25 protein-coding genes are annotated in these 25,301 nt (G+C 47.4%); 1 reads left to right on the plus strand and 24 read right to left on the minus strand.

Annotated elements, in window-relative coordinates; genetic code table 11:
- The first annotated feature begins 136 nt into the window (after positions 1–136).
- Positions 137–496, plus strand: coding sequence for a helix-turn-helix transcriptional regulator (locus tag ACI0CA_RS08165; protein ID WP_025577685.1), 360 nt, complete (start codon positions 137–139; stop codon positions 494–496).
- Between the two features lie 26 nt (positions 497–522).
- Here ACI0CA_RS08165 and ACI0CA_RS08170 read toward each other — a convergent pair whose 3' ends face one another.
- From ACI0CA_RS08170 to ACI0CA_RS08285, 24 genes are all read right to left on the minus strand, one after another.
- A complete protein-coding gene (locus ACI0CA_RS08170; protein WP_025577684.1) occupies positions 523–2,298 on the minus strand; it encodes a lysozyme family protein in 1,776 nt (591 codons plus the stop codon).
- Between the two features lie 35 nt (positions 2,299–2,333).
- The gene (gene srtB, locus ACI0CA_RS08175) at positions 2,334–3,107 is read right to left on the minus strand and encodes a class B sortase (protein ID WP_025577682.1); all 774 of its coding nucleotides are present in this window, start codon (positions 3,105–3,107) and stop codon (positions 2,334–2,336) included.
- A gap of 14 nt (positions 3,108–3,121) precedes the next feature.
- Positions 3,122–3,526 carry a DUF6075 family protein gene (locus ACI0CA_RS08180; protein WP_015560136.1) on the minus strand — a complete coding sequence of 135 codons (405 nt, stop codon included), beginning with the start codon at positions 3,524–3,526 and terminating at the stop codon, positions 3,122–3,124.
- A gap of 15 nt (positions 3,527–3,541) precedes the next feature.
- The gene (locus ACI0CA_RS08185) at positions 3,542–5,875 is read right to left on the minus strand and encodes a VirB4-like conjugal transfer ATPase, CD1110 family (protein WP_025577680.1); all 2,334 of its coding nucleotides are present in this window, start codon (positions 5,873–5,875) and stop codon (positions 3,542–3,544) included.
- The gene (locus ACI0CA_RS08190; RefSeq protein ID WP_025577679.1) at positions 5,859–6,311 is read right to left on the minus strand and encodes a PrgI family protein; all 453 of its coding nucleotides are present in this window, start codon (positions 6,309–6,311) and stop codon (positions 5,859–5,861) included. Before ACI0CA_RS08190 ends, ACI0CA_RS08185 begins: the two co-directional genes overlap by 17 nt.
- 14 nt (positions 6,312–6,325) lie before the next feature.
- The gene (locus tag ACI0CA_RS08195) at positions 6,326–7,162 is read right to left on the minus strand and encodes a hypothetical protein (protein WP_008703427.1); all 837 of its coding nucleotides are present in this window, start codon (positions 7,160–7,162) and stop codon (positions 6,326–6,328) included.
- Between the two features lie 90 nt (positions 7,163–7,252).
- Entirely contained in the window at positions 7,253–7,609 is a 357-nt protein-coding gene (locus tag ACI0CA_RS08200; RefSeq protein WP_008703428.1) for a glutamyl-tRNA amidotransferase subunit A, read from the minus strand.
- 14 nt (positions 7,610–7,623) lie between these two features.
- On the minus strand, positions 7,624–9,414 hold the full coding sequence (locus ACI0CA_RS08205; RefSeq protein ID WP_446806938.1) for a VirD4-like conjugal transfer protein, CD1115 family: 1,791 nt from the start codon (positions 9,412–9,414) through the stop codon (positions 7,624–7,626).
- Positions 9,401–9,598, minus strand: coding sequence for a hypothetical protein (locus ACI0CA_RS08210; RefSeq protein ID WP_025577673.1), 198 nt, complete (start codon positions 9,596–9,598; stop codon positions 9,401–9,403). The genes ACI0CA_RS08205 and ACI0CA_RS08210 overlap by 14 nt, the downstream gene beginning before the upstream one ends.
- Before the next feature lie 15 nt (positions 9,599–9,613).
- Positions 9,614–10,477, minus strand: coding sequence for a hypothetical protein (locus ACI0CA_RS08215; protein WP_025577671.1), 864 nt, complete (start codon positions 10,475–10,477; stop codon positions 9,614–9,616).
- Between the two features lie 6 nt (positions 10,478–10,483).
- Positions 10,484–11,296 (minus strand): PcfB family protein, encoded by an 813-nt coding sequence (locus tag ACI0CA_RS08220; protein ID WP_029676847.1) that lies wholly within the window; start codon positions 11,294–11,296, stop codon positions 10,484–10,486.
- The gene (locus ACI0CA_RS08225; RefSeq protein WP_025577665.1) at positions 11,238–12,644 is read right to left on the minus strand and encodes a relaxase/mobilization nuclease domain-containing protein; all 1,407 of its coding nucleotides are present in this window, start codon (positions 12,642–12,644) and stop codon (positions 11,238–11,240) included. The genes ACI0CA_RS08220 and ACI0CA_RS08225 overlap by 59 nt, the downstream gene beginning before the upstream one ends.
- Positions 12,644–12,973: a plasmid mobilization protein gene (locus tag ACI0CA_RS08230; RefSeq protein ID WP_008703437.1), complete on the minus strand. Its 330-nt coding sequence runs from the start codon at positions 12,971–12,973 to the stop codon at positions 12,644–12,646. Before ACI0CA_RS08230 ends, ACI0CA_RS08225 begins: the two co-directional genes overlap by 1 nt.
- Entirely contained in the window at positions 12,933–13,085 is a 153-nt protein-coding gene (locus tag ACI0CA_RS08235) for a DUF3789 domain-containing protein (protein ID WP_081703190.1), read from the minus strand. Before ACI0CA_RS08235 ends, ACI0CA_RS08230 begins: the two co-directional genes overlap by 41 nt.
- A gap of 91 nt (positions 13,086–13,176) precedes the next feature.
- The gene (locus ACI0CA_RS08240; RefSeq protein WP_025577661.1) at positions 13,177–13,470 is read right to left on the minus strand and encodes a hypothetical protein; all 294 of its coding nucleotides are present in this window, start codon (positions 13,468–13,470) and stop codon (positions 13,177–13,179) included.
- 74 nt (positions 13,471–13,544) lie between these two features.
- Entirely contained in the window at positions 13,545–14,534 is a 990-nt protein-coding gene (locus ACI0CA_RS08245; RefSeq protein WP_025577659.1) for a DUF3991 and TOPRIM domain-containing protein, read from the minus strand.
- A gap of 84 nt (positions 14,535–14,618) precedes the next feature.
- Positions 14,619–15,206, minus strand: a complete 588-nt coding sequence (locus ACI0CA_RS08250; RefSeq protein ID WP_015560128.1) for a proteasome subunit — start codon at positions 15,204–15,206, stop codon at positions 14,619–14,621.
- A 112-nt stretch (positions 15,207–15,318) separates the two neighbouring features.
- Positions 15,319–15,648 carry a DUF6664 family protein gene (locus ACI0CA_RS08255; RefSeq protein WP_025577656.1) on the minus strand — a complete coding sequence of 110 codons (330 nt, stop codon included), beginning with the start codon at positions 15,646–15,648 and terminating at the stop codon, positions 15,319–15,321.
- A 78-nt stretch (positions 15,649–15,726) separates the two neighbouring features.
- Positions 15,727–22,239 (minus strand): LPD25 domain-containing protein, encoded by a 6,513-nt coding sequence (locus tag ACI0CA_RS08260; RefSeq protein ID WP_446806985.1) that lies wholly within the window; start codon positions 22,237–22,239, stop codon positions 15,727–15,729.
- Between the two features lie 59 nt (positions 22,240–22,298).
- Entirely contained in the window at positions 22,299–22,691 is a 393-nt protein-coding gene (locus ACI0CA_RS08265; protein WP_243253407.1) for a TnpV protein, read from the minus strand.
- An 846-nt stretch (positions 22,692–23,537) separates the two neighbouring features.
- Complete coding sequence (locus ACI0CA_RS08270) at positions 23,538–23,744, minus strand: hypothetical protein (RefSeq protein ID WP_025577652.1); 207 nt, start codon at positions 23,742–23,744, stop codon at positions 23,538–23,540.
- 14 nt (positions 23,745–23,758) lie between these two features.
- Complete coding sequence (locus ACI0CA_RS08275; RefSeq protein ID WP_044996211.1) at positions 23,759–24,466, minus strand: hypothetical protein; 708 nt, start codon at positions 24,464–24,466, stop codon at positions 23,759–23,761.
- 128 nt (positions 24,467–24,594) lie between these two features.
- Complete coding sequence (locus ACI0CA_RS08280; RefSeq protein WP_025577648.1) at positions 24,595–24,867, minus strand: hypothetical protein; 273 nt, start codon at positions 24,865–24,867, stop codon at positions 24,595–24,597.
- A gap of 10 nt (positions 24,868–24,877) precedes the next feature.
- Positions 24,878–25,180, minus strand: a complete 303-nt coding sequence (locus tag ACI0CA_RS08285; protein ID WP_025577646.1) for a hypothetical protein — start codon at positions 25,178–25,180, stop codon at positions 24,878–24,880.
- Positions 25,181–25,301 lie beyond the last annotated feature (121 nt).

Consider the following 25,301-nt stretch of genomic DNA (forward strand, 5'->3'; position numbering starts at 1 on the left):
AGTATGTCAAGCGTGCTTTAATCTCTTGTTACAAGAGATTAAACTTCCTATACCAAGAGATTTCACATCGTTTAACTGGAAGCCGCATCTCTGTAAAATATAAGAGTAAAATTTTCAGAGAATAGGTGGTGAGCTAATGGACGAAAGGAACAATAATTTTGACTTCGATTTTACTCCGATAGGACAGGCTATCAAAAAAGCCCGTGAAGCCAGAGGGATGACAAGGGAGCAACTATCTGGAATAATCGGCTATGCTCCCAGACATATTCAGTCTATCGAAAACGAGGGGCAGTATCCAAGTATCGAGCTATTTATCCAACTTATTACGATGTTCGATGTGTCGGTTGACGAGTACATATTCCCAGATAATGAGGTCAAAAAAAGTTCCGTCCGCAGACGCTTAGACGCACAGCTCGACAATTTAGACGATAAAGAACTGTCCGTTATAGAAGCAACTGTTATCGGACTATGTAAGGCAAAAGAGCCAGAGGAATAAACCTCTGGTTTTTCTTTTGCCCATTCTTAATAGGCAGGAACGCCGTAGCCATAGATGGAGCTGCTTCCAACCGTATATTGCTTTTGCCTGCAAGCGTCGCCAGAGTTACCCTCCACGGTGTAAACGACACCGTTTTCGCATTTCTCCACAATGCCTACATGGTCGGTTTCTCCGTCGCCTTCCCAATCAAAAAAGATAATATCGCCTGTCGACGGCTCATAGCTTCGGTCTTTCCATTGTCCGTTACCCTTAAACCAATTTGCACCGTCCACGCAGCCTGCGAATTTTGGGATAATCCCGCTTTCGATATAACTACACTGGTCGGCACACCACGATACGAAGCAGGCACACCATTCCACACGCCCATCAAAGCCATACCAACTCCAATAAGGCTGACCGCCCTCATTTCCGAGCTGTGTCAAAGCGACCTCCACAATCGCCTGGTTACCGCCGCTTGTGAACGCCCTCCCGTATGGATAATACAGCAGCACATGGGCGGGATATTGCGTGTCGCCATAGCTGTCCCAACCTAACCGTGCCGCCTGCATGGTGGAGAACTCTACCGCATTGGCATAGGAATAGCCGCCATAGTTGGTCTTAGCCCACGAGATATAGCCGTTGCCGAAATTGTAACCCTGCAAGGCAAGTTTGATATGCTCCATATCAATCGGGTTTTCTACCTCGGCAGAGATAAGGGCAGCCTTTAATTCCTGTACACCGCACTCAATCGAATATTCTGGGTCTTGTATCCCGTTCGGCTCGTGGGGATACCTTGTGTTAAAGCTACCCTCCGCCGCCTGCATGGGGTCAAGCCCACGCCCGCCGCTTTCCTGCATCATCACCGCCTTGATAAGCTCCACATATTCGGGGATGCCGTACTGCTTCGCATACTTCTGTATCAGCGGCGTGTAGGCTTCCACCTCCGCACTGACAGGCGTATAGGCGTTGCTCCCGCTTCCGCCACCAAACAGGGAAACAGCACAGCCGAGCAGGACAACAATGAGAATAATCACAACTGCAATCCAACCACCTGCAATTAAAGCGGAAATCAGAGCTTTTGTTCCTGCAATAATCGCCTTGACCGCAGCTATGGTGGCTCTGACCGTAGCTTTTGTTGCTTCAGCGGTTGCCTTTGCGGTGGCTTTTGCCGCCTGTGCTGCCTTTTGAGCAGTTTTCGCAGACGCCTTTGCCACTGCCTGTGCCGTTTTTACCGAGGTTTCCGTCGTTTTGATTGCCGCCTTAGAAGTTGCCTGTGCGGTTTTAATTCCCTTTTCGGTAGTCTTGACCGTTCCCTTAGCAGTTGATTTCACCGCTTTTTCTGCATTTCGGGCTGTGGTCTTAATCATTTTTCGCCCCTGCTGTCGGGTCTTTATCAACTGCGATTTTGCTGTCTGGGAAACATCGGATGCAGTGGAACGGCTTGCAACCCCGTGACGGATCTGCAAGCCGTGTTGTTCTGACATATTCTGTATTGCTTTCTGTTCTGCGGCTTTGACAGCCCGACTTTGCTTGAAATCGCTTATTTTATCTTTTGCCTTACCGATATTCTCCTGCGTTGTCTTAACTGCCTTTTGCCCCTGCTTATTGAACTGGTGGATACCTTCGTCCTTTACACGGTCTGCCGCATAAGAAATCCTATCCGCAGCATATTCTGTGGCAGAGTTTTCGTCAGCGTAGTATCCCTGTTCTGCCCTTTCCTTTATCTCCACATAGGCAGACTTCATACGCTCACTGGCTATGGCGGCTTTATCTATGGTCTTTATTGTGCCTTTGACCGCATCTCTGGTTTTTATATCAGCCATAGAAAACCTCCTTTCCCAGAGAATTTGCGTTCAAATCAGCCGACCATTTTTGCCACTACAACGAGCCTGCCGTTCCGTGCGGAGTATTCGCAGGTGGAAAGGGTAATGAGCCTGTCGCCGTATTCAGCGGTCACACCTGTATCATACAAAGCAAGCTCCTTGCACTTCCCGACATAGGAATTAAAATCTTCCTCATTCTCCGCATCAACAAAGTCGTAGTATCGGAATCCCTCAGAACTGTACGCCACAGTCTTAAACACAGCGACGATTTCATACTCTGCCTGCTCTGTGAGGGTATCAAACTGAATATTCTTGTGTTCCTCATAAAAGCTCTTGGACTTGTAATCCTCCAACGCTCCAAACATCTTGCCGCCCTTAATGTGATGACCGTAGATAACCAGATTGTCACTTTCAGCAATATCGCAATTCTCCTGCACATAAGGCGTTCCTAAATCGCTGTACTCTTTTTCAAAATTGTGCTTCAGATAAAAATTCGGATTGTTCCCACTCTGCATCACAGGATAATTGATTGTCGTGCCGGCAATGGAAATCCAACCGACCATATCCTCATTCTGTAAATACAATTCCTGATACTTGGCAAGCACATCTTCCCCCTCGCTGACAGGGGCATCGTCTGGCACGGTTTCATCCGTGGGAGCCTGCTCTACCATCTCGGCAATCTCCTCAAAGGCTTCCGTCTGCTCGTCCACCTCTGCATAGTAATGATAAATGCGGAAGCCGCAAAAAGCCGCCGTACCTAACAGGCACACGGCGGCTACAACACAGATAATAGATTTATAATTCTTCATAGGCTTTTCCTTTCTTATCTTGAAATTTCCGTCTGTTTTCTGGGAGCAGGAAGCTCCCTGCAATATTCGGGGTATCTGACCTTGATACCCTCCATAAAGTAGGGAGCAAACTCACAGCAAAACAACTCCTCTGGCGTGAAATACCGTTCCCGCCCTTCCTCTGCATACCCGTTCCAAAGGTTAAAAGCAAGATGGCAGACCTTGACTGTTCCGCTTGTCTGCCAGCCGCCGTGCATACCCTCTGGCTCGATGCAGTCCTCCTTGAAATTGAACATCTGGTTGATGTTCGCCCTCGTTTCCGAAGCGATACCCATCACATAGAAAAATGCCCTGTGATAACAGTCGTTCACTCTGCATTTCATCATATTTTCCAGAAAGAAATCACGGTGAGCCGTATCACGGAATTTAATATCAGCCATAAAAGACCTCCTTTCTTAGACCTCACCGAACTTGGTCGTCATCAACTTGTAAAGCTCGGTATTGCGTGGGAACTTGTTTACAAACGGCACAAGGGAGCTGCCAACTTTGAGTAATCCCTGTCCTGCACCGACATTCGTGATATAACTCATCTGAAGGTCGGAGATATTAAGGAGCTTGGCAAGCTCAAGTCTGTCCGTAGATGCTTGGTTAAGCATAATGATAAATTCGCTGTTAGCAAGCATCGTCCTTGCCGTATGGCTCTGCAAAAGGTCGTCTACATTCTGCGTAATACCCGTACAGTACGCACCGTATTTACGCACACGCTTCCAGAGGGTAAAGAGGAAGTTTGCAGAGTATTCGTGCTGAAAGAGCAAATAGATTTCATCAATGAAAATAAAGGTATTTCTGCCTTTGGCTCTGTTCTGCGTGATACGGTTTAAGATACTGTCAAGCACCACAAGCATACCGATAGGCTGTAACTGCTTACCCAAATCCAGAATGTCATAGCAGATAAGGCGGCTGTGGGTATCCACATTGGTATGCTTGGCAAAGGTGTTGAGAGAGCCATCTGTAAATAATTCGATAGCAAGGGCGATTTCCTGTGCTTCTGGTTCGTTCTGTTTAAGAAGTTCCTCACGGAAGTCCTGCAAGGTTGGCGGCGTTCCCATATAGTTGCCCTGCTGATAGTAGCGGTACACGCTTGCCGTACATCGGTCAATAATGGATTTCTGCTTTGCTCCCAAGTTCGTGCCGCCGATGAGCTGTTCGCAAAGGGATAAAATAAACTCCGATTTCAGAATGACAGGGTTTGCACCGTCACCGTAATCGGAGTTCATATCCATAGCATTGATGTGATTTTCACTTGTCGCAGAGATATGAATAACCTCTCCCTGCATTGCTTTAACAAGCGGGGAATATTCACGCTCTGGGTCAATGATGATTATATCGGCATTAGGGTCGGTCAGAATGATATTCGTCATTTCTTCCTTTGCGGTAAAAGATTTTCCTGCACCTGACACACCGAGAATAAAGGAATTGCCGTTAAGGAGCTGCCTGCGGTTGGCAATAATCATATTTTTGCTGATGACATTCTGACCGTAATACACACCGTTTTCGTGGTAAATTTCCTGCACACGGAACGGTATAAACACTGCAAGGCTCTCTGTTGTGAGGGTACGCAGGGCATCTATCTTCCGTACACCAAATGGCAGAGCTGTATTTAATCCGTCCATCTGTTGATATTTCAGCACCGCAAACTGGCACAAGTGCTTTCTTGCGGTAGTCAAGAGAGCTTCTGTATCATTGTCGAGCTGCTCTTTGGTGTCAGCCGTATGCACCATCGTCAGCACGGCAAACATCATTCTCTGGTCACGGGTTGTCAAATCGTCCAGAAATTCCTTACTTTCCTTTCGCTGCTGTTCCAAATCATAGGGGATAACGGCTGAAAAATTGTTGTTCTGGTTCTGCTTCCTCTGCCAATTCGTAATGTTAGTTTCCACACCAAGCAGACGGTTTTCCACCTCCTGCACGGCTTCATCTGTGGGAACGGGGATAATGTCAACGGACAGCATCATATTCCTGTTCAACTCACAAAGCTCCGCCACCATACTGTCCTTGATATATGCCGCATACTCTCTGAGAAAAATCACACGCCCATATCTGTCCCCCATTCTGAAGCAGTCGCTCTCAAATTCAAAGGTATCAGGGCAGATAAAATCCTTGAAATCGTGACCTTTCCGCATCGTCTGGGTAATATCGAAGTGGAACGCTGTTTCTTCTCCTGTACGGTAGAAGTCGTGGAAGATACGCAGCTTGTCGCCTGCGTCCAGTTCCACACACTTCGACCCCAGACGGTTAAAGTGGGCGATAAGGTCAGCACCCACACGGGCAAAGTAGTTTCGGGCTTCCTCGATATTCTTCTTGCAGACAGATACGGTTACATACTTATCCTGTACGATGGAATTAGCCCCTGTCGCCTTATCCAAAAGCATTTTGTTGTATTCCTTGCGGTACTTATCCAGACCGTCATCAGCCATTGGGATTAAAATGGTCTGTTCAAAATCAGCTTTGTTCAAGCGACGGTTGTTGATAGTGATTTTCGTGGTCGCACCGCTGTCAAGGGAATTAAGAAGCTCCGAGTATTCAAGGAACATTGCTTCCTTATCCTCACGGCTTGCCACGGCATAGTTTATATCCTCAAACTTAAAGGTCTTTGCGTACTTGTTCCTGCCTACAAGAAATATGCCGTCCTCCCAGATTGTCTTAATCGGGATAACATTTTGTACCGACTTCGGCACAACAAACTTTTCCCTGTCCTGCTTGAACAGATTTTTAAGAGTTCTCAGCATTGTTTACCTCCTTGCTGCATTTCGCTTTTTTCTTTTTCGATTTCTTTGGTTTTGGTGTCCTGCCTTTCTGCTTTTTCCGTACTGTCGTCAACCCTTTTTCATAGGCTTCAATGGTTGGCTTCACCGTTTCATAATAAAGATTATCTGGCAGGAACATCAGCTTTTTCGGCATCAGAAATTCTGATTTAAGCCACGCCCAGACAAACTGCTCTGCGGTCATACCGTTGTATTTGATAAAGCCCATAGCCGCAAAGGGGAATGCACCTAAGATACAAACCCAACTGAGGGTTTCCGTTCCAAACCGTGGACGGAGAAGAAAATACAAACCCATCGCCACGCCGCAGGCAAGGACAGAAAAAATGAACTGTCTGAGTGACAGTCCAAAAAACATACTCTCCGTATAATTACGGATTTCCTTATTTATCTTTACTTCCAATCATAGCACCTCCCTTACAAGCCCATCATTTCTCTTACAACACGGTCTGCCATTTTGACCGCACCGACAAGGACGAGCATATTGAACACAAGTTCCCCGATATAGCTCCATACCATTGTAACCGCCGCCGCATCGGGATTGACCACAGGCGGAGAAGAAGCAAATAGGGAAAAGATAATGCAGGCAAGCACGATAACCGCACCTTCAAGGCATACAGCGGCATAGCTCTTAATGAAGCTCTTGCCGACGCTTTGGCTCGGCTCTCCCGCAAAAGCGGAAAGGGGTACGGGTGCTATGGCAGTATAGATATACAGCTTGAAAAACCTGCCATATACCGACATAATCATTATGAATGACAGCACCGTAATAAACAGTCCGCCTATCAGCGTGACCGCCCATAGCGGGATACTCTCAAAAAATCCGCAATCTTCAACGGCTGTCACGATTTCCTGCGGCAACACCGTCTGCTGTGCCGAGCCAAATCCTGCGGCATTCATAATCGTGGAAATCATACCCTGCACAATCTTAAACAGTGCCATCATCAGTTCTAATCCGTAGGTCACTGCACCTTTGGCAATGGCAAAGCGGATAAACAGCTTCAAAGCCTGCTCTGGTCGCTTGACTTCTGCAAAATTTCCGCAGGTACGCATCACACCCACAACAAAGAACAGCACGAGCAGGGCAAGTCCAATAGCCTGCACCGCACCGTGAATATCCACGATGACATTCCATATCGTGCCTCCCTTAAAGTTCTCTGGGGATTGGGTAATGAGCTGCCATATCTCGGCTAATTTCTCATTCCAAGTGTTTAGGGCGTTCTCTAAATTCTGTACCACCCAGTTATCAGACATTTGACCACCTCCTTGATGATATTAGATAACGGGAGCAGTTCCGCACTCGGCGGATCTGCTCCCGTTATCTTTTTGTGTCAGTCTGTTATCTTAGCCTGTGATAAGAGTCAAGATTTCTTTTGCGAAGGTAATGACAACGCCGCCTGCAAGGGTCAAAAATCCGTTAGCTCTCTGGGACGGGTCATGGGATTTGAGGGAAAGACCAATCTGCACGATACCAAAGCCGAGCATAATCATACCAACAGCCCTCACCAGACCGAAAATGAAATCGGACAGATTGTTGACTACCTGAATGGGGTCATTGGCAGCAAAGGCGGTTACGGAAGTACCAAGCACAAAGGTCATTGCCATAACAGCCATACAGTAATAGCGGAAGCCTTTCTTAACCTTTTTAGTCATCGGCAGCTTCGTGGTTTTCTTGTTCTCGTTCTTCTTAAAAAGTTTCATAGGGTAAATCCTCCTTATAAATTGAATATTTCTTCCAAGTCCTCATCGGACAGAAGCTCATAGGAAGTGCTGACAGCTTTCACGCTCACGGCGATATCTGGAATATCACTGTCAAACACAAGGGTTGCGACAGCCTGCGTAGGCTCTCCGTGGATATACGGCGGTTGCCCTCCGTCAGCCGTCAGCTTCACATTCGGGTGCTTCAAAATGTCATACTTGAAGTCCATAACGGGGCGTTCTCCACGCACAAAAAGAAGTGCGTAACGGTTATCAAGCATACGCACTTCGTCTGGGGTCATCAGCTCACGCCCCGAAATCTGATAATTTGTTGAATAGTTACCACTCCGCCCAGAGCTTTTCCCGTAGGTGTTGGTATCAATGGTTTCCTTGCCCAAAAGCTCTGACACATATTTGTGGGTGCTTTGCTCGTTGCCGCCCAGATACAGAAACTCATCGCAGTTGCCGACAATGCTTTCCCATTGCTTTTCAAAAAGGGCTTTGAGCTGTGCCAGATTTTGCAGGATAATGGATACCGATACCCCTCTGGAACGCATAACAGACAGGATTTTATCAAAGTCGTCGGGCAATGAAACATTCGCAAATTCGTCCATTATGAAATGGCAATGCACAGGCAGGCTTCCGCCGTACTTGTGGTCTGCTAGATAAAAAAGCTGCTGAAAGAGTTGGGTATAAAGGATACTGACAAGGAAGTTAAAACTCGTGTCGTTGTCTGGTATCAGAGCGAACAGAGCGACCTTCTTTTCGCCCAGACTTGGCAGGTTAAGCTCATCGGTGGCAGTAAGCCCTGCAAGGCTCTCCAGATTGAATTTTTCAAGCCTTGCGGCAAGAGTTATCTGGATACTCTTTAAGGTCTTTGCACTACCAGAGTGGTAATCCCTGTAATACTTGAGGGCGATATGCTCTGGGTTTACCATTTCCAGACGGTCAAACAGCTCGTCTAGAGGGCTTACATAGCTGTCATCGTCCTCTCGGACTTCGCCTGCACGGAGCAGCTCCATAACCATCGGGAAATTCTGTTCGTCTGGCGGTGCTTCATATTTCAGATAGAACACCAGAGCCAGAAGCAGCATACTCGCCGCCGTATCCCAGAACGGGTCTTGCGACTGTGAGCCTTTCGGCGTGGTCGCCTTAAACAAGTTTGTTACCAACCTCTGAACATCGTTATCGTTCCGTAGATAGACAAAGGGATTGTAACAATGGCTGCGGTGCATATTGATAAGGTCAAGCACACGCACCTCATAGCCTTTGTTTTCCAACAGACCGCCGATGTCACGGACGATTTCGCCCTTTGGGTCGAGTATTACAAAAGATGTGTTGCACTGCATAGCATTTGGCTTGCAGAAAAACCTCGTTTTTCCCGCACCAGAACCGCCGCAGACTAAAATATTCAGATTCCTGCGGTGCTTTTTCCCGTCCAACCCGATACGGACATTCTGGGTCAAAAGCTTATTAGCTGACGGGTCTTTATCTCGGTACTTCTTATTCAAAGCACCTGCGTTGCCCCATTTCGCAGAGCCGTGTTCCTCACGCCTGCGGTAATTCCTGCGTGTAGAGAAATAAACGCCGATGCCCATAGCGTAGGCAAGTAAAAAAATGAGGACAGTCTTTACGCTGTCCTCACATACCATTATTTCAAACGGATTGCCCATCGCCACAGGCAGACCTCGGATAATCTCTACAAGACCACCGCTGACATAGGGTGCTGTCAGCAGGGCAAGCCATACGACAGGAAGTATGCCGCAGACAGAAAGGATTAGGCTCGTTTTCTGGTCATCGTTCCTCATTGCACCTGCAATGCACGACCTTAACCTTTTTTGTCGGAGCGTGTGCCACCTTGCTTATCAGCTCGTCAACAGGCTCGGTGGGGCGTTCCTCCTGTAACTGCCTTGTACGCAGGGTGTTTAAGGCGTTGATGACGATATTCTTATCGTACTTATCAAGTGCGATATGGTATCGTTTCTCTCTCATAGTCTGCACCTCCGATTAGCGTTCCTGCTCTTTGTTCTTTGCAGGCTTGTTCTTCTCCATACTCTTATACATATCGCTCTGGATTTCGCCCAGAACATCACGCATCGTGCCAAGCTCTCCTTTGAATGCCTGTGTATCCATTTCCGCATACTCTCTGGGAAGTCTGGAAAAGTCAAAACCTCTGGTATCCACGCCATAACGGGAGCTTACCATATAGGCAACGCAGAAGGATTTGAAATCGGAAGCATCACGGCTCTCGTTGTGCTTAAAGTCATAGACCGCCGCCGACACTTCTTTTGCCATACTCACGAACAGCACTTCCTCGGAAAGCCCCTTCTTGACAAAAATGGTCTGCTGAGAGCTGTCATAATAGGCAGGCAGTTCAAGCTCACCGACAGGAACACAGGGTACAGGGCTTGCATCAATCAGAGCCGACACAAGCTCACGCATGGATTTCGGCTCCTGTTCCTGCTGCCTGTCCTTTGCCGAGGTTTCGGAAATATCATAAACCACTTTGGCATTGTAAGAGACGCCCTTTGTCCCGTCCTCACGGGTGTATTCCTTGCTCGGCTCAAGGATAATGATTTTCTGTGCGTCCTTGTTCACATAGACACGGTTCGCTTTCCATTTGCTGTACTCTTTAAGCTGCGTTGCTTCGGGCATCTGTGCTGATACCAGAATAGCGTTAGCCACGGAGTAACGGTCAAAGCGACCCTGCACATCAAGATACTGACGGAAGCTGTCGCCGCTTGCCACCATTTCAGAGCAGGTATTGTCAATCAGCTCATAGGCTTCTTTCCGCTGTGCCTGCTTTGCGGCAGCCCATTCCTCTTTATCAAAAGGTCTGTTGCCGCCGCTGAATACATCGTAAATACTCATAGCTGTTTACCTCGTTTCTTTGGATTTTGGTTTCTTTTTCTTTCTTGTGGGCTGTTTATGCTCCGTTTTCCTGTTAGCACTTTTCGCCCTGTCGGAAGCACCGCTTTTGTCCAGGTCGGAAGTGCCAATCTCTGCTTCCTGCTCCTTGCGGCTCTCCTTGATTTTCCGCAGTTCCTCTCTGACAGAAGGTTTCTCCTTAGTCATAGTAGCCCCCTCTGCGGACTTCTTTGGCTGCTCTAAGGTAGGCTCGGACTGAGGGGATTTTTCTGTCTTTGCCACCGAGGGGTTTGGGGCGTTTTCCTCCTTCTGGACAGGCTTGCCCATAAGCTCGTCAAGCAGCTTGTCTTTCTCCGCCTTTTCCTGCACACCAATATCTGGCTCTGGCTGACCGTCCTTTGCATCTTTGGATTTCTCGGCTTCCGTCACAATAGAAGCGGTATCCACCGAAGCAAGATTAAAGCGTTCCACGATACGACTGATTTTCGATGCGTCCTCGGCACGGGCGATGACATCGACCTCCGCATTGGGGTCTTTGTTTTTCCTGTCCGTGAGGACACAGTAAAGCACACCGTATTTTTTCGCTTCCTGCGTGAACTTCTTTAAGTCGCCGTTTTTGACGGTAAAGACTTTCAGCTCCTTACCAGAACGGAGCATACTCGTCAGCCTTGCTTTGCCTTTGGTTTTCTTTTCTTCTTTGAGAATGGAATACAACAGGATAGCGATGTTCTTCGCACCTGCACCTGTAATTTTGGCAGCGACCTCAAAGCCCTCCAAGCTCATTCGGACGATTTGTTCTGCCGCTTCGCCGCCTGTGTTCATTCTTCATCAGCTCCTTTCTTTGCTGTTCGTGTTCGTCTGCCCGTATCGTCTGCAATTTTTCCTTGAGGGTATCACTACGGGCGGCGATGCCCTCGCACAGTCTGACCTCCTTTCGGATAATTTTCAGCCGCCCCGAAATATCGGAAAGCTCTGCCTTGACCGCTTCCTTTTCTTCGCCGCTTGTCCTGCGGGATTTGGAGTAAAGCTCCTTTCGCTTCTGAAGCAGGGCAGACATCTCCGTTTCCAGAGAGCCTTTATATGAACAAAGCTGCTCCGCCGTATCAATGTGATTGCGGCAAAGCAGCCTTGTTTCCTGTGTGATGGCTTCCATCTTCATAAGGTCGTCCTTTAAGAGATAATGAAGCCGTGCATAATTTTGTTTTCTGCCTTTTGGCAGGATACCGAGCTTGTAGCAGTAATGGAGATACAGCCCACGCAAGCCGCCGATTTTCCTGGCATTCTTCAATGAGCCTTTGACCCGATAGACCTTGACCTGTGGCTCTGAGAAGCTCTGGAATTTGACAGCATAGGAATTTTCGCTGATACGCTCCATAATCCTGTCATTGGTGTATTCCTCTCCGAGCTTATAAAGCCGCTTGGGTCTTTGCCAGCCCTTGCCTATAATCGTCCAATACTTGCGGTTGGGGTCAAAGTTTATGCGATAGCCCATTTCTGCCAACTGGCGGTCAAAGTCTTTCAGCGTAAATGATTTGCTGATAGCTTCATCCACCGCCTGTCTGGCAACATTATCCCTCGTGGGTCGCCCCTGCTTTTCGGCTTGGTAAAGGGCGTAGGGCTTTTTCTTACCGCTTGGGTGTTCGATGACAGACAGAGCATACTCACGGCAAAGCTCATCGGAACGCTGACGGAGCAGCCGCAGATTTGCTTTGTTGTCGTGGTAGTGCATACCGTCCGCAAAAGAAACAGAGTTCACGACAAAGTGATTATGCAGGCAATCGGTATTTAGGTGAGTGGCAACGATGACTTGAAATCTGTCGCCCCACATTCGCTCGGCAAGTTTAACGCCGACCTCGTGAGCCTGCTCTGGCGTAACCTCACCGTGCTTGAAGCTCTGGAAGCCGTGATAGCAGACAATCTCACTCGTGTCGCTCCATCCCGCTTTGGTAATCATCATTTCATCTCTGGCGGTGGTCGGGTCACAATTTACACCTGTGACAAAGAAACGCTGCTCGGTCTTATCCTTATTAGTAGCGTACTCCATTACATCGACCATCGCCTGCAGGTCGTCTTCGGTGTATTTGGGGTTGGCGGTCTTTTCGGGATTTTCGGCATAGTCGATTGGATGGTCGAGCCTGCCACGCACATCCCATATCTCGCAGACCGCCATTACGATGACCTGCGTGGAAGCAGATACCTTTTGCGAATGTCAATCTGAAACTCGTGCCATTTCCTTGCTTCCTCACGGAGCATCGGGGTATCCACAAAGCCGAGGGCGTTTGCCTTAACCGCAAGCTGATTGATACGGTTGCCAATGGCGGACAGCTCACGCATCATTTTATAGAACTCTGGGTCGGGCTTTTCGCAGAGCTGATAGCCCCTTACCATTTCTCTTAAAAAGGCTTCTTTTGAGCGACCCGATTTCCGCACAAGCTCATTAAGGTGTTCGGCTTCCTCCTCAGTCAGACGGAAAAGTATCTGCACATTTCTTTTTCGCATTGTCCACTTCCTTTCTCTCGGAAAGTCTGCTTATCTGCAAGCAACACATACACGCAACACCGAACAGACCGCCGAGCATTGTGCCAATAATGAAAAATAAGAACTCACTCATTTTTAAACTCCTTTCTGTTCTCACGGGGTATTAGGGGCTGACCCCTAACAAGCGAATTTGGCTAACCAAATTCAGTGCTTGGTAAGACATCTCATTCTTCGCAGTCCTCCTCATACATACACTCACCGCACACGGGGCAGAAGTACGGACAGTCCGAACAATCCGTATTTTCCTGTAGTGTATTCTCGCCCGCACCGTCAAGACCGTCCTCGCTCTGCTCGGTAATATCGGCTTCGCCGCAGACAAAACCATCATCGGTAAAGTTGATAAGGTCGGTATCGAACAGGATAATTTTTGTCTTTTCCTTTGCCTGTTCGGGGCTTTCCGCATAGACGGAAACGGTCTTTCGGTAATGGGCAGTAAGGGTTACATCATACTTTTTCAATAGTTCATTCCTCGCTTTCAGCATTAAATTTTGATTTGGTTTCGGTGTCTTTCTGGGCAAAAACTGCTACACAATCAACGGACATCACTCCTTTCACGCTTAAGCTTTGGTCTTGCAATTTTCAGATAGGACAACAAAAAATCGTTGAAGTCCTTGCCGACAGGCGGAGGATCATCAACGATTTTGTAGTCTTTCTGCAACAGTTCCTTCAAAGTAGCGGTACAAAGCCTGCCTACCTTATCATTATCCAGATGCAGAACTATGGTCTTAATTTGTGGATTGGCACTCAAAAAAGTTGTGAGAGCTATGGGGATTTTGCTGTCCTTCATCTCTTTCTTTGGCTGATACACGCCCGATAAAGAAAGCAGATTTTCCGATTTATAGTCCTTTCCCTCACACTTTAGATAGGTGGCGTAGGACAGTAAATCAATGGCGGCTTCAAATAAATGCACGGTATCCGCAGGCTTCTTTGCCAGAAGTCGGAACGAATACTGCTTGTCGCTGCCCGATGCGTCCTGCTTGAAAGTGCTGCCGAGAGTGCCTCGCAGGGCAGCATATTTCGGTGTTCCGCTTTCATCTTTGCCGATAAAAACAGCATTGTGATAATCGGCACTCTCATAAAGCGTGCCGTCTGAGATACACTCCTGTATGAGCTGATAGTCAATACCACGCCCGAAAAGATACTGTATCACTCGGTTACAATCCTTATTTTTTGGCGGCAGGAGCAGGACTTTCGGTTTATCTTTCTTGGGAGCAGGGGGTGGCTTCCAGTCCGCCATCGTCTGTCCCGTGAGAATTTCCACGGCTTCTACGAAGTCATATTCCTTGACCTTGATGAGATAGTCGAGGGCAGAATAGCCGCCGAAACCTCTCGACCACCAATACCATTTGCCGTTGGAAATCTTTAAGCTGTCGTGTTCTGCTGTACAGTACACATTGCTTGTGCCTTTGACCTTAACGAGATTGCTCGGCTCAAACTCACGCAGATAGGATAACAGGTCAATCTGGCGTACCCGTTCAAGCACATCTGGGTCAATCTGCACGTAGGGTCGGTTAGTTCTCAATGGATAAAATCACCTCCAGAAATAGAAAAAGCCGAGGGGATTTCGTTAAATGAAAACCTCTCGGCTATGTAAAATATAGTTCTTTTAGAATGAAAAAAGCATCCCTTTTTCTGTTGCGATATTATAAATCCATTTGTTACCCGTAGGGCTTACCAAATTACTAATATTCGCAATTTCCTTAATTGTTTTTTCTACAAACTCTGAATTATGCAACTTATAATTTTTTGCAAAGCAATCGCAGCACTCCTGCATTTTTGCATCGGCAGGTGGAAAAAGAGCCATTGGAACATCTTTTGCATCTAAACGACCCTTGATATTACCTCCCGATATTAGGCTTGCATTACCGTCACGCCCTTTACCTGCTATGAGAAAATAGAACGGCAAGGCTAATATAGCATCACAATTTGTATCGGCTACTCGCTTATAAAATGCTTTTATAATATCAAGTAAATCATCGGTAGTTAGGCAATCTTTATTTGTCGCCTTGTTCAAATCTATTGAAATAGCCTTTTCAATAGCTGCGTTACCTGCACTTGAAAAAGCTAAATGGTCATTTATCATAAGGACTTTGTCTAAATCATCTGACAAAGTTTTCCCGTCAATACTTGACCCTCGCTTATCGCCTGCAATAATTATACGGTTATTTTCTTTTATTCCAAAGATAACACTCACAAACTGTCACCTCCTTACTGATTTAAAAATCATACCACATTTTTATGAATTTTTCCACCTCTGCGGCTATGTAAAAGCGGCATCAGCTCCACGCCAATGCCGCCGTTCTCGGTTATAAAATTCCTGCCTTTTTGAGATACCCAACGCTGTCATAGCACCCTCTGAAATAGATTGCTTCCTGCTGCATATCGCTGAGCCTGTTCCGAAGCTCCAAAACTTCTATCAAAGCCTTACACTCCTGCTCGGATAAATCACTCGGCTTTTCCGTATCCAAAACTGCCATCACTTTGGGATACTCCTTGTAGAGTTCCTCTATCCTTTCCTCTGTGGAACGGTATTCTGGATTTTCTTTGGGCAGCTTTGCGATAACGGAGCTTAGATATTCAGCAAAGATGTTGCTATGCACATCAACAAAGGTTTCAAATCTGAAATTATCAAGCACACCTTTCACCTCCGATATTCTATAAATCTACACCTATTATACTTCCCAGAAATCAGCAATACAAATATGCAAACCGCATTATCTCTCCCGACTTGCACATTTTCTTTCGGGCTGTTCTTCTGCCTGCTCTGGCTCGGTATCCATAACGGAAGTATCTTTTTCATTCAGATTCAGCTCAATGTTAAGAGCGTTCAGCCGTTCTGTTTTTTCTTTCAGCTCATCTTCAAAGGCAAAGGGCTTCTTGATTTCCTCCTTTGCGGTTTCAAGCTGTGCGATAGTTTCCGCCTTTTTGGTCTTGGCAGCTTCCAGTCTGGCGGGGAGCTTTGACAGCTCGTTTTCAATTCGGGTCAGATTTCCGAGGGCATCAGCACCTAAATCTACCTTATGCTTTGCCTTTCCACAAAGGTTCATACAATAATGGGCGTTGACGGTATCATAATAAATCTCTATTCGGAAACCTCGATAGCTGCCGATTTCGGTAGCTGCGGACATCGGATAATCCTTGCAGATTGCAAGGAGCATCTCGCCTGCGTCTGCCTTTTCGGTGTAGGTCATACCTTTTAGGGTCATCGGGCAGAACTTATCCTCGCCCTGCGGCTTGTGCTGCTCGACAAGAGCCGCATCGTTTTCATAGCCTGCAATGCGTTCCTCATACTCTTTAATGGTCTGGGGATAGTATTTCAGCACTCTGTCCTCAAGGTCGTAATGCTCGGAAAGATAACTCTGCTTTAACACTCGGAGCTTGGAAACCTGTATATCCAAATCCATCTTTTCCTTAAAACGGGCATCACCTGTGGCAAGCATTTTAACCTCCGCAAAGGACAGGGCAACCTCGTCCACATCTTCGGCAGAGCGTACAGGGCTTTTGCTCGTCATTATCTGGCTGATAAATTTCTGCTTGCTCTCCACCAACTGATAGAGATAAGCATCAAAAGTCTGCTCGGTCACATATCGGTAAACCTCCACCTCTGGAAACATATTGCCCTGCCGTTCAATACGCCCCTGCCTTTGTTCAAGGTCGGAAGGACGCCACGGACAATCAAGGTTATGGATTGCTATGAGCCTGTCCTGCACATTCGTACCTGCTCCCATCTTAGGAGTAGAGCCGAACAGCACACGGACTTCGCCGCTTCTTACCTTGCCGAACAACTCTTTTTTCTGTGCATCGGTGGTCGCTTCGTGGATAAAGCGTATCTGCTCCGCAGGGATACCACGGGCTATCAGCTTCTCCCTCATATCGTCATAGACATTGAAAGTACCGTCATTTTTCGGGGTGGACAGGTCGCAGAACACAAGCTGTGTCGCTTTGGTATCGGCGTGTTCCTCCCAGATACGGTACACATTATCCACGCAGGCATTGACTTTACTTTCTGGGTCATCTGGCAGCATCGGGTCAATCATTCTCTGGTCAAGAGCCAGTTTTCTTCCATCATTGGTTATCTTGAGCATATTGTCAATGTTCGGCTCGACAAGCCTTGCCCTGACTTTCTCAGCCCGCTTCGCAAGGGAAGCTACCATTTCGGTCTGTATCTCACTCGGCTTAGTCTTAATATTGTGGTAATTGACCGTTGGCACAGGGAGCTTTAGCATATCGGCGGTCTGTATATCCGCCACCTCACGGAACATCTGCATCAGCTCTGGCAGGTTATAGAACTTGGCAAACCTTGTCTTGGCTCGGTAATTCGTGCCTTCGGGTGCTAATTCCAGAGCTGTAACCGTTTCTCCAAAGGTAGAAGCCCAACTGTCAAAATGCTGCAAACCGTTCTGTGCAAGAGTGTCATACTGCAAGTACCTCTGAACGGAGTACAGCTCAACCATTGAATTGCTAACAGGCGTACCCGTTGCGAAAACCGTGCCACGGTTGCCCGTGATTTCGTCCAGATAGCGGCATTTCATAAAGAGGTCGCTTGATTTCTGGGCTTCGGTCTGGGCGATACCGCCTACATTCCGCATCTTGGTGTAGAGGTACAAATTCTTATAAAAATGGCTCTCATCAATGAAAAGCCTGTCAACGCCGAGCTGTTCAAAGTCGATAACCGTATCCTTACGCTTGGTGTCGTTGAGTTTTTCGAGCTTCGTCTTGATTGCCTTTCGGGTTTTCATTAGCTGTTTGACCGTGAACTGCTCGCCTTTGGAAGCCTGCACATCGTCAATGCCATGCTCAATATCATCAAGCTGCTTTTCCAACTGCTCCCTCTGGCGTCCTATGCTCATCGGGATTTTTTCAAACTGCGAATGCCCGATAATGACTGCGTCATAGTCGCCTGTGGCAATCCTGCCGCAGAACTTCTTGCGGTTTCCCGTTTCAAAATCCCGCTTTGTTGTCACAAGTATATTTGCACTCGGATAGAGCCGCAGATACTCGGAAGCCCACTGACCGACAAGATGATTTGGCACAACAAACATGGATTTCTGGCATAAGCCGAGCCGTTTGTTTTCCTGTGCGGCGGCTACCATTTCAAAGGTTTTTCCTGCTCCCACCTTATGGGCAAGAAGCGTATTGCCGCCATAAAGGATATGGGCGATGGCGTTGACTTGATGTGGTCTTAGTGTGATTTCTGGACTGATACCTCCGAAAGTGATATGGCTTCCGTCATATTCACGGGGTCGCACAGAGTTAAAAGTGTCGTTGTAATAACGGACAAGGCGGTTTCGCCGTTCTGGGTCTTTCCATATCCAATCCTGAAACGCCTGCTTGATGACTTCCTGCTTCGCCTGTGCCGCCGTGGTTTCCTTTGCATTGAACACCGCTTTTTTATTGCCGTGTTCGTCATACACATAATCAAAGATACGGGTGTCACGCAGGTTTAAGGTGTCCTCAATAATACGATAGGCGGAAGCTCTTTTCGTACCATAGGTGCTGTCCGCCTTTACATTCCCCATATCGGAGCTTTTATTCTCTATGAACCAGTCTCCGTTTATCGGGGTGTATCGTACCTTTAATCTGCCTGCGGCATAACTTGACGGAGTTAAAAGCTCCATCACAAACCGCTGTATATCTTCCTGCGGTATCCAAGTTGCACCCAGACGGACAGAGATTTCCGCCGCCGAGAGGTCTTTGGGAATGACCTTTTCCAAGGCTTCCACATTAACTGCAAGCTCTGGGTCATTCTTCGCAGCAAGATCCGCAACCGTCAGCTTGTTTCGGACATTTCCTGACAGATACTCGTCTGCGGCTACATAGGAAACATGCTCACAGTTCGGTACTTTGAAGATAACACCTTGTAAATCCTGCACAAGCTCAGCCTGCGTTTTGCCTGTGAGCTGCTCCATATAAGGCAAATCAACACGGGCTTTCTCCCCGATAGAGAGGGCGAGGGCTTCGCTTGCAGTTTCAACCGAAGTTACTTCTCGGTGGGGTTTGATAGTCCGCTTTGTGAACATATCTGCCTTCCGTTTGAAGTTGCCCTCATCATCAAGCACCTCCAGAGAACATAGAAGGAAGTAGCTCTCATCTGAAGCAAAAGCAAGATAGTTTCCTCGGCTGTTGATTAGACCGTATTTTGCGGTATAAACATCATACAGACGGTTGAGGTTTTCCTGCTCGGTGCGTATCATTTCCTCTGGGTAATCATCGGTCTGATACTCTATGAGCTTACGCACACAGTCACGAATTTGGATAAGTCCCTTAATACGGTTTTCTGCGGTCATCGACACAGAAGCAGGTTGCATACGGTCATTCTCTCGGAAGTAAACCCTGCCGTCCACCAGAGTAAAAGAGAAGTTACGCACATTCGGGTCAGCAGGAACGGAAAGCTCCTGCTCATCGGAGATTTCATCAACCCTATTATCAAGCTCTGGGATTTCGCCGTTTATCCTCTGAACTGCATTGGACAGAAGCTCGGAAAGTGGTATATCCTTACGGGCTTTACAGACAGGCTCGAAAGTACCAAAGCGTGTGTTTTCCATCTTTATCTCGCCCAACACCATTTCGGGGTGTTCGACAAAATATCTGTTCATCGTAACACCGTTTTCGTCCGTATCAAGGTGTACCCAGTCTGGCTCTATATCCATCACTCGGTCACGCTTTTGCAGGATAAGAATATCGCTCGTGACCTCCGTGCCTGCGTTTGCCTTAAAGGTGTTGTCTGGCAGACGGATAGCACCTAAAAGCTCGGCTCTCTGGGCAATATACTTGCGTACCTCTGGACTTGCTTTATCCATCGTACCCTTTGAGGTAATGAACATCACAACGCCGCCGGCACGGACTTTATCCAGAGCCTTTGCGAAAAAGTAGTCGTGTATGAGAAATTTCTGGGCGTTGTATCGGCTGTCATTGACCCTTATCTCCCCAAAAGGCACATTACCGAGGACTACATCAAAATGGTCGTCTGGGAGATTTGTTTTCTCAAAGCCCTCAATGGCAATGTTCGCTTTTTGGTAGAGCTGCTTTGCAATCCTGCCTGTGAGAGAGTCGATTTCCACGCCGTGGAGCTTGCTGTTTTGCATACTTTCGGGAAGCAGACCAAAGAAATTGCCTGTGCCGCAGGACGGCTCCAAGATATTGCCCTGTGAAAAGCCCAGGCGGTCAAGTACGTCATACATCGCCTTGATAACAACAGGCGGCGTATAAAAAGCGGTCAGCGTTGACTCCATAGCGGCACGGTATTCCTCTGGGGAAAGGCTGGCATATAGCTCCTTAAACTCCTCCGCCCACGCCGCATTGTGTTCATCAAATGCCATAGAAAGACCGCCCCAACCGACATACCGAGACAGGACTTCCTGTTCTTCGGGTGTGGCAAGGCGGTTTTCAATTTCAAGCTCGTGCAGCAGGTTGATTGCCGCCATATTGTTACGGAATTTTTCTTTTGCTCCGCCGATACCGATGGCATCATCGGTAATACGGAAATTATGACGGTCTGTGGCAAGAGTTTCCGTTTTTTCTTCGGGTGGTAATTCGGTTTTTTCCTGTTCCAATAGCTTTTGGATATAGCCGATTTTCTCCACTCGGTTTATCGGAAAGCCCACATTGTTCTGGAATGTGATGTCACGCAGGGACACATCACCGCTGATTTTCCCGATGCTCTCAATGAGATATTTACGGTTATCTATGATGATTTCCCTGCCTATGAGGTCATCTGTGGATTGCTCCATTTCAATGACAGGAGCTTCTGAGCCATTCACTTTATCGGCATTCGCCTGTGGTTTTTCTTCGGCTTCCTCGACTGTCCTGTACCAATCACTTTCGGTAGCCATAATCTCATCAAGCAGTTTTTCGTCCTCTGGTTTCAGCTCGGTGTGCTGTTCCAAGAATGGGATAAACTCATCTCTGCCACGGAGCAGGCTTTCTCGGTCATCTCCATATAGCTGTTCGCCCTTTGGCGATAAGGCATAATCGTAAAAATTCTTAATATGGGCAATTAAATCGCCCTCACCATCGCCAATATCAAACCGCCCTTCATAGTTAAATTCCTCGCCGCCGATAACAGCCTTGATAACAAAATCTGTCTTGTGATACCACCCGATATTTTTATCGCCCTCACGCTCACGGTGCTGTTTCTCGTCCAAAATACCAAGCAGCTTATTCCCCAGAGCAAAGCTCAAATCCGTATAGCGGTCATTAAGCTGTCTGTCATAAAAGGCAGGGTGTTCGGAAAAACCGATAGAAAACTGTATTCCGTCCTGCTTTTTCTCGGACGGTGCTTCTGTCCTCTGTTTCTCGGTTACGACCACTTTCAGATGGTCATTTGCAGGATTTTCCGTTAGCTTTTCTTCAAAGTCGGCTCGGCTGTATTCCTGCCCCAAGATAGGGAACTCGGCATTTTGCAGATAGACCTTTTCCTCGGTAAGTGTTGCAATCTCATATTTATCCGCACCGATATACACCACATCGCCCTCATTGTAGAGGTAGCAAAGTGGGTGCAGCTCCCTTAATTCCTCGGTAAACTTCCACCCATTACTGCGGCTGAAAACCGAGGTCGTTTTCCATTGTACCTGTGCAAGAAAGTCTATGAGCTGTTGAACGGTTGAGGGGTCGGATAAGTGCTGTTCCATTTGCTCGGCGGTAACATCTGCAAGGTCGCTTCGTTCCACAACAGATAACAGGTCTTTTTCGTACCTGTCCAAGTCACGGATAAAGTCAGATAGCCGCAAAGCAAGGGTATCCCGTTTGTCGGCAGGCGGCAGGTCACGATGGGCGTCGATAAAACGCTGCCTTGCTATTTTCCTCTGGGTGTCAATCTCATATTGAGGGGCTGACACGCTCTCCAGATAATCGGCATAATGGTCTTTTTCTTTCGGATTGAGATAGCGGTTATCCTTAATCAGCTCACGCAGACGCTTTTCAACCTGTGACCATTTTAACACAAGGTCGTGATTGGTATAAGTGCCGTTTCGGTCAATGGCAAGACCTTTGCTGTCATACCAAGAATGACCGCTGAAACCATCGGGGAAGATGTGCGTACCGCCGCCCGTTCCATACTCATTTTTAAGGAACTCAATATTTTTCTGTCTGTCCACGCCCTTTTGGAATTGGCGGTAGATGCGGTATTTTCCGTCCGCAACACCGCTGCCTTTCTGAAGTACGGAGTCAATATCTTCTTTGGAAATAGCAAAAGCAGAGGCTTTTTCGTCCTCTGCTTTTGCTATCATTTCGATTTGTTCATCTACGGTTGGAAGATTGACCCTAACCTCATCCTCTTTGGCAACGCTTACTTGTAAATCAGTTCGGTCAGTATCACTTCCTCCGCTTGGCTGCGGATGTTGTTCATCAGTCCGACCCACTGCATCGGTGCTTTCTCTTTCAGTTCCTCTGTCACGCCCTGCTCGGCTGAGAGCTGCTTCGTCAGAAGCTCCAACCTCTGGAGTGCTGTCTGCTCTACCTCGTGCAGATGCCCGTTCAGCCTGCCCGATGTCAGCAGATTGAGATAGGTCACTCGCTTGTGCTTCTCCAGATAATCCCTGTGCATCAAAGCGTACCTGCCAAGCGGAAGCTCTGGCTCTGTCGGTAATGTTAGGTCGGGAATAAGATAATCCCCCTGTCTGCTGTAAGTGATTTCGCTCATTGTATTCGCTCCTTTCGGGTTGTTGTCTGCCTTTATCATACTGAGCCTGCGTTTTTTGTGCAAAGGTGCGATTCTGGTCTTTTTCCGCTATTTGCACATTTCGGATAGACTGTGAGATTTCCCGTAACGCCATTTCCGCAATATCGCTCGTGGCAACGCCGATGGCGTTTATCGTTGCAGGGGTATTGAAATTTACAATATCCGCAAAATCCTCTCGGTCAAAAAACTCATTCGTATCCAGACCGCAGCGGCTGATCAGCATAAAAGCAACGCTGTTTGTTGCCAGCCGCCTGTAAATGACTTCTATATTAAAGTCGTCCAGTTCTTCCAAAAAGCTGTCTTTCGTGCAGTCCTTTAACTGAGAAAAATAGTCTTGCAGATTGTCCTCCACGGCGTTCTTTGCCGTTTCCATTAAGTCAGAAGCAAGGTCAGTGCTTTCCACATCTCCAAACCTGTCCGAGAGCCTTTCCATAACAGCCTGCTCGTATCGCTCATCCATCTGCCATATCGGAACAGGGCGGCTGCCATAATAGCCCTCGTGGGTGTCGGACACATCAAAATAGTATTTCAGCGTATTCCTGCGACCTTTCGGGTCAAATACGGCAATACCCTTGCTGTCCTTATTGACCCAACGCTTGAACTGCCTGTTCCAAGTTTCGAGCTTCGCAACAGCGACAGCATCGGGGCGTTGGGCGTATATTAAAAGCTGTTCGTCAAAACGGCATTTATAGTTGCGGCAGGCAGAGGACAGAAAGCCCTGCCACGCCTGCGGATTTTTTGCAACCGCAATGCCTGTACGCCGATACAGCTCTGTGATTAGCTGATACTTCGCAGCCATTCAACCTACACCTCCTTATCGTTTCTGTTTCAAATATTTCTGTTTACTCACTCAGCACCACCGCCAAGAAAAGAAATGACCTTGTTCGATTTAATGCTCTTTTGCAGGTCATTGATGAGAGTAATATCCCCAACCGTGATGCCCTGCATAGAAAGAATATCGTCCATAGTCATAGCGGCAATCGCTTTTTCATCGGTAAAGCCTGCTTCCAAGACCTTATTCAAGACCTTGACGGCTTTCTGATTAACAGCCATATTCTAAATCCTCCTTATCGTTCTAAATCCTTGTGCTTCGGTGTTTTCTGCGGCGTTTGTTCCGCAGGTTTCGGCTCATAGGTCGCCCCGTTTTTCTGCATACGCTCGGCAAACTCGCAGATGTGGTACAGATTGCTGCCGACTTCGGTATGGTATTCATCAATGAAGCGGCAGGGATACTCCCGTTTCTCTTCCCAAGAAGTCGTGACAATGACCTTTCCGCCGTCGGGGATACGGAACAGTTCTTTATATTGAGGGTCAATAAATCGGATACCTTGTTCTGCTTTCTGGATATGCTTATTAAGCCATTCCTTCACATAGCAATAGCAGTAAAAATTATAGTCGCCTTTGGTGGGATTGCACCGAAGCAGAAAAGCGTGTTTCTCCGTATCCACACGGAAACCGTACTCCGTACAATAGTTACCCTTGATAGCACTTTCGGGAAAATGCCTTGCAAACGCACTCATATCATAGCGGTTATGCAAAAGCCCTTTATCCTCCCGTAAAGCATTGATGACCGTATCAAGGTCTGCCTTAAATTCGTCAGATTTCCATTGTGGTCTGGTATCAAACCAAGTGGTGTAAAAGCCATAGCCCGTCGTGGCAAAGTCACCACGCAGATGCCCGATAGTGCCTGTCTGCCCCTCAAGCTGCATACTTTGGGCATAGGTGTATTTCTGTTCTGTCGGGGTTAAAGGTCTTGTCTTTATTTCATTACTCATTCGGCTGCTCCTTTCTTTCCTTTTTCTCTTTCTGCTCGTCTAAAATCTTGCGAATACAGACATCGCAGAAAATAACTGACCCATCCTTATATCGGGGATAAGGACAGGTCGTGCAGTCATATTTTATTTTATCGCTCACGGTCATCACCGTTTTTCTGCTTCTGGGCAGGCTGATTATAGGGCATACGGCACTCTGACTGGTATCGTTCATTCAGCTTTTGCCGTGCATCATCAAGCTCATTCGTGTAATAACCCCAGAAATAATTTGAGCCTCCCTTGCAGTACCAACACACATAAGGGTTGGGTGAGTTGGGATTGTGACCGATGACAAGCTCTGTACTCCCGATAGTACAGCTCTCAATGATTTCATAGTTCTGATTGGAGCGTTTTTCTTCGTCCATAAGCACCTCTCTATTCTTTGGCATAACGCCGATAGGCTTTCTCGCCCGTGGCTCTCATTTTTTGAACAGGGCGGCTCCCTACAAGCTCTGGATACCGTGCCTGCAGCTTGCGGCGTGTCCTGCTGACGCTCTCAAAGCTCGGCAGACCGAGATATTTGTGCTGCGTCATTATCTCCGCAAGCGGCATTGCTCCTGCATCCTTCAAACAAGCATTACAAAGTGCAAGATACAGTACCATATCGTCATTTCTGGCATCTTCATTCTTTTCCAGAACAGCCCTGACTTTCTTTTCAATGGTTTTTAGGTTTCTCATCTTTACCTCCATAAAGGAAAGGGCGGCATCTTTCAGCCGCCCAAACAACTTACTTATTCTTTCTGTTACGGATATTCAGCCATACCGCCGCACCCACAATGAACACGACAAGCACGATTGC

The organism is Hominenteromicrobium mulieris (genome assembly GCF_046197855.1).
Taxonomy (GTDB): Bacteria; Bacillota; Clostridia; order Oscillospirales; family Acutalibacteraceae; genus Hominenteromicrobium; species Hominenteromicrobium mulieris.

Coding starts and splice junctions, on each gene's coding strand:
- ACI0CA_RS08165 (WP_025577685.1), top strand. CDS start 137: ATGGACGAAAGGAACAATAATTTTGACTTCGATTTTACTCCGATAGGA.
- ACI0CA_RS08170 (WP_025577684.1), bottom strand. CDS start 2,298: ATGGCTGATATAAAAACCAGAGATGCGGTCAAAGGCACAATAAAGACC.
- srtB (WP_025577682.1), bottom strand. CDS start 3,107: ATGAAGAATTATAAATCTATTATCTGTGTTGTAGCCGCCGTGTGCCTG.
- ACI0CA_RS08180 (WP_015560136.1), bottom strand. CDS start 3,526: ATGGCTGATATTAAATTCCGTGATACGGCTCACCGTGATTTCTTTCTG.
- ACI0CA_RS08185 (WP_025577680.1), bottom strand. CDS start 5,875: ATGCTGAGAACTCTTAAAAATCTGTTCAAGCAGGACAGGGAAAAGTTT.
- ACI0CA_RS08195 (WP_008703427.1), bottom strand. CDS start 7,162: ATGTCTGATAACTGGGTGGTACAGAATTTAGAGAACGCCCTAAACACT.
- ACI0CA_RS08200 (WP_008703428.1), bottom strand. CDS start 7,609: ATGAAACTTTTTAAGAAGAACGAGAACAAGAAAACCACGAAGCTGCCG.
- ACI0CA_RS08205 (WP_446806938.1), bottom strand. CDS start 9,414: ATGAGGAACGATGACCAGAAAACGAGCCTAATCCTTTCTGTCTGCGGC.
- ACI0CA_RS08210 (WP_025577673.1), bottom strand. CDS start 9,598: ATGAGAGAGAAACGATACCATATCGCACTTGATAAGTACGATAAGAAT.
- ACI0CA_RS08215 (WP_025577671.1), bottom strand. CDS start 10,477: ATGAGTATTTACGATGTATTCAGCGGCGGCAACAGACCTTTTGATAAA.
- ACI0CA_RS08220 (WP_029676847.1), bottom strand. CDS start 11,296: ATGAACACAGGCGGCGAAGCGGCAGAACAAATCGTCCGAATGAGCTTG.
- ACI0CA_RS08225 (WP_025577665.1), bottom strand. CDS start 12,644: ATGGCGGTCTGCGAGATATGGGATGTGCGTGGCAGGCTCGACCATCCA.
- ACI0CA_RS08230 (WP_008703437.1), bottom strand. CDS start 12,973: ATGCGAAAAAGAAATGTGCAGATACTTTTCCGTCTGACTGAGGAGGAA.
- ACI0CA_RS08235 (WP_081703190.1), bottom strand. CDS start 13,085: ATGAGTGAGTTCTTATTTTTCATTATTGGCACAATGCTCGGCGGTCTG.
- ACI0CA_RS08260 (WP_446806985.1), bottom strand. CDS start 22,239: ATGATAGCAAAAGCAGAGGACGAAAAAGCCTCTGCTTTTGCTATTTCC.
- ACI0CA_RS08265 (WP_243253407.1), bottom strand. CDS start 22,691: ATGATAAAGGCAGACAACAACCCGAAAGGAGCGAATACAATGAGCGAA.
- ACI0CA_RS08270 (WP_025577652.1), bottom strand. CDS start 23,744: ATGGCTGTTAATCAGAAAGCCGTCAAGGTCTTGAATAAGGTCTTGGAA.
- ACI0CA_RS08275 (WP_044996211.1), bottom strand. CDS start 24,466: ATGAGTAATGAAATAAAGACAAGACCTTTAACCCCGACAGAACAGAAA.
- ACI0CA_RS08280 (WP_025577648.1), bottom strand. CDS start 24,867: ATGGACGAAGAAAAACGCTCCAATCAGAACTATGAAATCATTGAGAGC.
- ACI0CA_RS08285 (WP_025577646.1), bottom strand. CDS start 25,180: ATGAGAAACCTAAAAACCATTGAAAAGAAAGTCAGGGCTGTTCTGGAA.